This is a genomic window from Occallatibacter sp., assembly GCF_035317045.1.
In the GTDB taxonomy this organism is placed as follows: Bacteria; Acidobacteriota; Terriglobia; order Terriglobales; family Acidobacteriaceae; genus Telmatobacter.
This window is the reverse complement of sequence record NZ_DATHHT010000041.1, coordinates 21,494-27,693: the sequence shown is the minus strand read 5'-3', so window position 1 is coordinate 27,693 and position 6,200 is coordinate 21,494. Positions and strand designations below refer to the sequence as shown.

General features: G+C 59.8%; 7 protein-coding genes and 1 pseudogene. 3 read left to right on the top strand and 5 right to left on the bottom strand.

Features of this window, described 5'->3' with window-relative positions:
• From VK574_RS21065 to VK574_RS21045, 5 genes and pseudogenes are all read right to left on the bottom strand, one after another.
• Positions 1 to 199 (bottom strand): annotated as a pseudogene (locus VK574_RS21065) (hypothetical protein); the annotation flags it as partial.
• Positions 200 to 312: 113 nt separating this feature from the next.
• A complete protein-coding gene (locus tag VK574_RS21060; protein WP_472801852.1) occupies positions 313 to 780 on the bottom strand; it encodes an LIC_13387 family protein in 468 nt (155 codons plus the stop codon).
• Between the two features lie 73 nt (positions 781 to 853).
• Positions 854 to 1,357 (bottom strand): SRPBCC family protein, encoded by a 504-nt coding sequence (locus tag VK574_RS21055; RefSeq protein WP_472801851.1) that lies wholly within the window; start codon positions 1,355 to 1,357, stop codon positions 854 to 856.
• Complete coding sequence (locus VK574_RS21050; RefSeq protein WP_472801850.1) at positions 1,317 to 1,676, bottom strand: ArsR/SmtB family transcription factor; 360 nt, start codon at positions 1,674 to 1,676, stop codon at positions 1,317 to 1,319. The genes VK574_RS21055 and VK574_RS21050 overlap by 41 nt, the downstream gene beginning before the upstream one ends.
• Positions 1,677 to 1,755: 79 nt before the next feature.
• Positions 1,756 to 3,330, bottom strand: coding sequence for an amidase (locus VK574_RS21045; protein ID WP_472801849.1), 1,575 nt, complete (start codon positions 3,328 to 3,330; stop codon positions 1,756 to 1,758).
• 172 nt (positions 3,331 to 3,502) lie between these two features.
• On the opposite strand from VK574_RS21045, the gene VK574_RS21040 reads away from it, so the two are divergent.
• The 3 genes from VK574_RS21040 to VK574_RS21030 are packed head-to-tail and all read left to right on the top strand — an operon-like array spanning position 3,503 to position 6,181.
• Positions 3,503 to 3,919: a hypothetical protein gene (locus tag VK574_RS21040; protein WP_472801848.1), complete on the top strand. Its 417-nt coding sequence runs from the start codon at positions 3,503 to 3,505 to the stop codon at positions 3,917 to 3,919.
• Complete coding sequence (locus VK574_RS21035; RefSeq protein ID WP_472801847.1) at positions 3,903 to 4,466, top strand: C39 family peptidase; 564 nt, start codon at positions 3,903 to 3,905, stop codon at positions 4,464 to 4,466. Before VK574_RS21040 ends, VK574_RS21035 begins: the two co-directional genes overlap by 17 nt.
• Positions 4,467 to 4,492: 26 nt before the next feature.
• Positions 4,493 to 6,181, top strand: a complete 1,689-nt coding sequence (locus VK574_RS21030; protein ID WP_472801846.1) for a tetratricopeptide repeat protein — start codon at positions 4,493 to 4,495, stop codon at positions 6,179 to 6,181.
• The last annotated feature ends 19 nt before the right edge of the window (positions 6,182 to 6,200 follow it).

The following is a 6,200-nucleotide window of genomic DNA, read 5'->3' as shown; positions in this document are numbered from 1 at the left end:
AGGTGAGTTGCGAAACGAAGGTGCCAATTTGCGGCGAATAGCCCGGCAGGGGACCCAGCATATTGGGACTGCTGGTGTCGGCGTATGCGCTATCGGGAAGCGCCTCGCACAATCCGACCGCGATCGCGGCGGCGCCGGCGCCAACAAAAGTTCTGCGAGTGGTGCGTGGGTTGACGGGGAAAACGTCTGGTCGGCTCATGGGCTGATCACCTCCGAGAAAAGAAATCCTTCCGTGCGCGTGGGGCGAGACGGAAGGCCAGTTTACATGAATGCAGCAGAGGTGTGACGAACTCTTGCGCTTCTGCGTGACGGTCAGAGTTGCGCCGTTTTCATCTGAGGCTGGGTGCCGGACTCTGCACGATCATCGGCATGTTTTGCAGTGAAGATGGCAGCCCCGAGACACGCCACGATCAGAAGTTCAATGATGACAGGTCCGGAGAAAATGAACGTGTAGGAATTTACAGCGAGCGCGAGATAACCCATGAGAAAGGCAACAAGGATGGGCCGGAGACGCGCGGCGTCGGACTTTGCCATGGAGGCGAGCAGCCACAGGATCGCCGCATCCATGGTGACGAAAATGGTGATGCCGAGGCCCAGGCCACGGTAGAAGTCGGCATAGCTGCGCACCACGCCGAAGACCGGGAAAGTCTGTCGCATGGTTGCAGCGACCATGGTGGCGGTGCCGGGCAAAGGCTTGCCAAAGACGCCGCCAATGGTATGCAGGATGGAGTGGACCAGCGTGAGAATGGATGCAATGCGAAGGTAGATGACTGGTTTCATACTTTCTCCGTGTCAACTGAAATTGAATGCGGCCGAGTTGGAGTTGAAAGACAACCCGGCCACGAATGCAGGGCTAGAGCGCTTCGATCCGCTTGGCAAAGCAATCCAGGATTCCGTTCCAGGCTCCCGGTCCATCGAAAAGGGCGCGAAGTTGTTCGGCACCTTCCCCGTGGCGTTCAATTTTGCGATGTTCGAGCTCGACAAGAGTCTGGCCAGGGCCTTCAGCCAGGAAGCGAATCTCAACTTCGCTGGCCTTCGACATATCGCCGTTGAATGTCCAGTCAGGCGAGTCATGGCCGGGCCCGAGGTGCCACGAAAAACAGACCGCGTGCGGCGGATCCCACTTGAGAACCGTGCCCCACTCGCATTGGACACCTTCGGCATTGCGCTCATACCAGCGTCCGCCCACGCGGGGCTCGACGAAGATTGCCTCGAAAGGCGTTTTGCCGATGTGATGCGTCGCCGGCCACCAGCTCTCCATCTGCTCAACGAAGACCGAAAAGGCGCGCGCGATGGGCGCTTTGACGTGAATGCTCTTAAACACTCTTAGATCGAGTTCTTCTGCCTGCTTTTGCATGACGACCTCCTCGCGTGGGTTTTTCTACGGTTTCCTGAAAGGCGCCAAGCGCCCGTGTCCACATATGATCGAAGTGCGCGCGCAGACGGGCCACGCCCTCCGGATCGAGTTGGTAAAGCCTGCGCGTGCCTGTCTTGATATCGGTCACGAGCCCCACATCCTTCAGTACCTTCAGGTGCTGCGAAACAGCGGGACGCGTCACGGGCAGCATGCGCGCGAGTTCGTTTACGGCGATGGGCCCGGCGGAGAGCTTTTGAAAGATCGCCATCCGGGTTGAATCGGCGAGCGCATCGAGTCCGGCTTGAAGGTAAGCGTCCACTAACGGTAAGTTAGCACGAACCATTGCGCTGTCAAGAATTATTTTCCAAATTTATTCGACTCGTGGCGTCAAGCTCTGGTTACTTGGTTTCAGGCAGTGGTGGGAAAAGCGGCGGATCCCTGCGCTGGTGAACCGTCTGTTCGAAGTCGTACGCATATCGAATCAACGTCGCCTCGCCGAAGGCAGGGCCGACAAAGGTAAGCCCGGCAGGCAGGGTTCCGTGCGTAAATCCCATGGGAACCGTAATGGCCGGGAAGCCGGTCTGCGGCGATAGTACCTGGCTGTTGTCGCCGGCGGGGCTGGAGACATCGCCGACTTTGCGCGGCGCATTGCTCCATGTGGGATAAACGATGACGTCGATATGCTGCGCATTGATCGCGGCAGTGAGTGCATTGCGGAAGGCAATCTTCGGCGCATCGTGGTAGACATCGGGGCAGGGAGTACGGCGATCGTCGGGCTTGGGCGGTGCAATGGCGCCGCGAATTTCATCTTCGATATAGGGAAGATAGAGGCCGCTGGCGACGATTGTTTTCAGGTCGTGATAGGGCGCGTTGGGATGTTGCGCGAGGTAGGTGTTGAGGTCGGCCTCGAAGTCTCCGCACCAGAGATTTTCTTCGAGCGCCTTTTCGTTGGGGATGGTGAAGTTGTCGATGATTGTCGCGCCTTCGCGCTCCAGGGCTTTGATTGCCGCTTCGGTGAGAGCTTTGATTTCAGGATCGGTTTTCGTAGTGTTGAAGTATTCGCGATAAACGCCGATGCGTGCGCCGCGCAGGCCTTGACGGTCGAGCGATTGCGTGTAGTCGACGTGCGGGTGGTCGGCAGCGAGGGCGGTAACAGGATCGGCGGGATCAGGACCGGCAAGCACGGTCAGCAGGGCGGCGGCATCGGCGACAGAGCGCGCGATGGGTCCGCCCACATCGTTTTGCGCGAACAGCGGAATGATCCCGGCGCGGCTCGTAAGTCCGATGGTCGGTCGAATGCCGACGAGGTCGTTGTGCGATGAGGGACCGCGGATGGAGTTGCCGGTGTCTGTGCCGATGCCGGACTCGCCGAGACTGGAGGCAACACCTGCTGCCGTTCCACCGCTGGATCCGGCGGGCACTCGCGTGAGGTCGTAGGGATTGCGCGTGATGCCCGCGATAGAGCTTTCGGTGACGTAGGGACTGAAGGCCCACTCCGCCATGTTGGTCTTCGCGAGGATAATGGCGCCGGCGGCGCGCAGCCGCGCCACCATGGTGGCATCGGTTGCCGGAGCGAAGTCTTTCATCGCAAGCGAACCGCCGGTGGTTTGCAAGTTGCGGGTGTCGTAGTTGTCCTTGATGAGGACGGCAATTCCGCCGAGTGGCGGCAGCGTGTGCGTGGCTTTGAAATTCCGATCGCAGGCGTCAGCATCGGCCAATGCATCGGGATTGAGAGTAACGATGGCATTGAGGCGCAGGCCGTCGATGGGCTTCTGGTCGTAGATGGCGATGCGGCGCAGATAGGCGTCAACGACGGCGCGGCAGGTCGTTCGGCCGTCGCGGATGGCCTGCTGGGTCTCCGCGATCGTAGCGCCGACGACGTTGAAGGACGACGAGTTCGATTGCGCACGGGCGACACCGGCGGTGAAACAGAAAGCCAGGAGAGAAAAGGCGACTATCTGGCGGATGGGCATGGCGTGTTCATGGTTATAGCACGCGCAAGGATGGTCGGACAGAAGCAGGGTTACGGAAGGCCATTGATTCTGCTCGACCTTAGCGGAGATTCGACAGCCCGGGAGGGCAACCGGGTTTTCACGGCATGGCATCCTATATTTTTGAGCCATAATCCCCCAAATCGGAGTGTGTATGAAACTTGCAAGAATCTCCACGCTGTTTGCGCAGGCTGCCGTTCCAGCAGTACTCATTGTGCTGCTTTCTTATCCTGCGGGCCTTCTGGCCCAGTCGCCGGAAGAGCACATCGTGAGTGCGCAGACGCTGCAGCAGCATCTTGAGACCTCCAGCGCAACGCGCCAGACCAATATTCAGACGCTGACGAAGTTCATGAGCACCCCGACGGCCGAGAAGGCGTTGCGGGATGCGAAGATCGATCCCGTGCAGGTGCAAAAGGCGATTCCCACGCTGTCTGACCGCGAGCTCCAGAACCTGTCGACGCGGGCGACTGACACCCAGCAGAAGTTTTCTGCCGGAGCCCTAAGCACGAACATGTTGACCCTGATCATCGTGCTCGTTGCCGTCATCATCATTGTTGCGATTGTTCATTGACGTGCGGCCGTGTCTGATCGCGCTTCTCCTGCTGGCGGCTTCGGTTTTGATTGCCGAGTCGCCGGCGGCATTGTGGATCGATGTGCCATTTGTGGCGCAGCCGCGCGAGGGGTGCGGGGCTGCGTCGCTGTCGATGGTGATGCAGTACTGGGCCGGGAAGCAGGCGGTTGAGGCTTCCCCTGACAGCGATGTGACACGGATTCAGCACGCGCTCTTCGTTCCCCGCGAGCATGGGATTCCGGCAGCAGCGATGGGCGAATATCTGCGGCAGCACGGCTTCCAGGCATTCGCATTCGCTGGCAAGTGGAGCGACCTGGAGGAACAAATTTCGAAGGGGCGTCCGCTGATTGTGGCGCTCCGGCCTCAGGGCCAGAGCGAGCTGCACTATGTTGTGATTGACGGTGTCGACTCCGCGCGCGGGGTGGTCACGATGAATGATCCTGCGGAGCGCAAGCTGCTGAGCGAGGAGCGTACAAGATTCGAGAAAGAGTGGAGCGCCACGCACAATTGGACTCTGCTTGCCGTGCCGGGCGCTGCCCCGCGCTAAGCGGTTTCAACCTGGGACGACATTTCTTGGGGATCGTCGCGCTTGTCATTGCGCTTCTATCGTTCGGAATCCGGGCGGCGGCGCAGTGCGGCGCGGGGACTGCGAGCGACGCGGGTGTACGCGCTCTGTATGACCAGCACAACTGGGACCAGGTAATTGCAACAGCACGGCCCATCTCGATGCGTTCCGCAGATGTAAATTTTGAACTCGGAATGGCGTTCGCCCATCTTCAGCGCTGGGATGAGGCGCGGGCGGCTCTCGTGGCTGGGCGGCGTGCCTGTCCACAGCAGAAGCGGTTTCCCATTGAGCTGGCGGGCGTCGCGTTTCAGCAGAAGAGATACCCTGAGGCTGCCCGGTGGATTGAAAAGGCGCTGCGCCTCGACCCGCACGACGCATATGCGAATGATTTTGCGGGAACGGTTTTTCTGCTGATCGGAAATCTCGATGCGGCCCTGAAGTATTGGAATCGGATCCAGAAGCCGCAGACTAATGCGCTGAAGATTGATCCGCAAATACATATGCGACGGCTGCTGCTTGAGCGGTCATTCGTGTTTTCACCGCAGGCGGAGATGCTGCGGGGAGCATTCGAAGCGAGCGAGGCACGCCTCAACGGTCTTGGCGTCTTTCCCGCATACAACATCAGGCTGGATGCGCGGCAGGACGGAAAATTCGACGCCGAGTTTCATGCGACTGAGCGCGTCGGATTCGGCAACGGCTGGCTCCAGTCGCTCGTGTCGGTGTTCTCGGGGCTTCCGTACGAGACAATCTATCCGAGCTATTTCAACATCGGTGGATCGGCGGCGAATTTTGATTCGCTTCTTCGATGGGATGCGCAGAAACGGCATGCATGGCTTTCGTTTTCGGAGCCGCTGCACGATCTGCCGCAGTGGCGCTGGCAGGTTGCGGCAGATGGCCGCGATGAGAACTGGGCGATTCGCAATTCCTTCACGGGAACTGCGCCTGTGCTCGGGTCATTCAAGCTGAAGCGCGAGGTCGCGAGCGCTACGATTACGTCGATTCAGAACGGGCGATTTGGGTGGACGTCCGGTGCTGAGCTCTCCCATCGCACCTACAGCAGCGTGGTGAATGGCTCGGTGCTGATGGCAGACTTGGTGGCGCCGGGATATGAATTGAAGCACCTCACCAGCCTGCGCGTGACTATGCTTGACGTACCGGAACATCATTTTAAGTTGAGCGCAACTGCGGCCTCGGAATTCGCGCGGCTCTGGTCGGATCCTCCGCGCCTGTTTGAGAAGCTGCAGGGCGGAGCGACGATGCGCTGGATGCCTCAGGCCGAAGGAGACACATACGAGTTCATGCAGCGCGTCCGCGGTGGCGGGATTGTCGGAACGGCTCCACTCGACGAACTGTGGATGATCGGCGTCGAGCGTGACAACGATCTGTGGCTGCGCAGTCACATCGGCACGCGCGACGGGCGCAAGGGCAGTTCGCCGATGGCGGACCAGTATTTTCTGTCGAATACTGATTTCTATCGCAGCTTATGGGGCAACGGACTCATCAATGTGAAGATGGGGCCCTGGCTTGATGTCGCAAAGACATCGGCGCCAACGGACGGGCTTGTCACCCGCCAGTGGCTGGTAGATGCGGGCGTGGAGTTGAAGCTCTCAGTGCTGGGCATCGGAGTGGTGCTGACGTACGGGCGCGATCTGCGCACGGGGAACAACGCGTTTTACGGATCGGCGATTCAGCAGTGAGCCGGTGACTCCGGCCAGG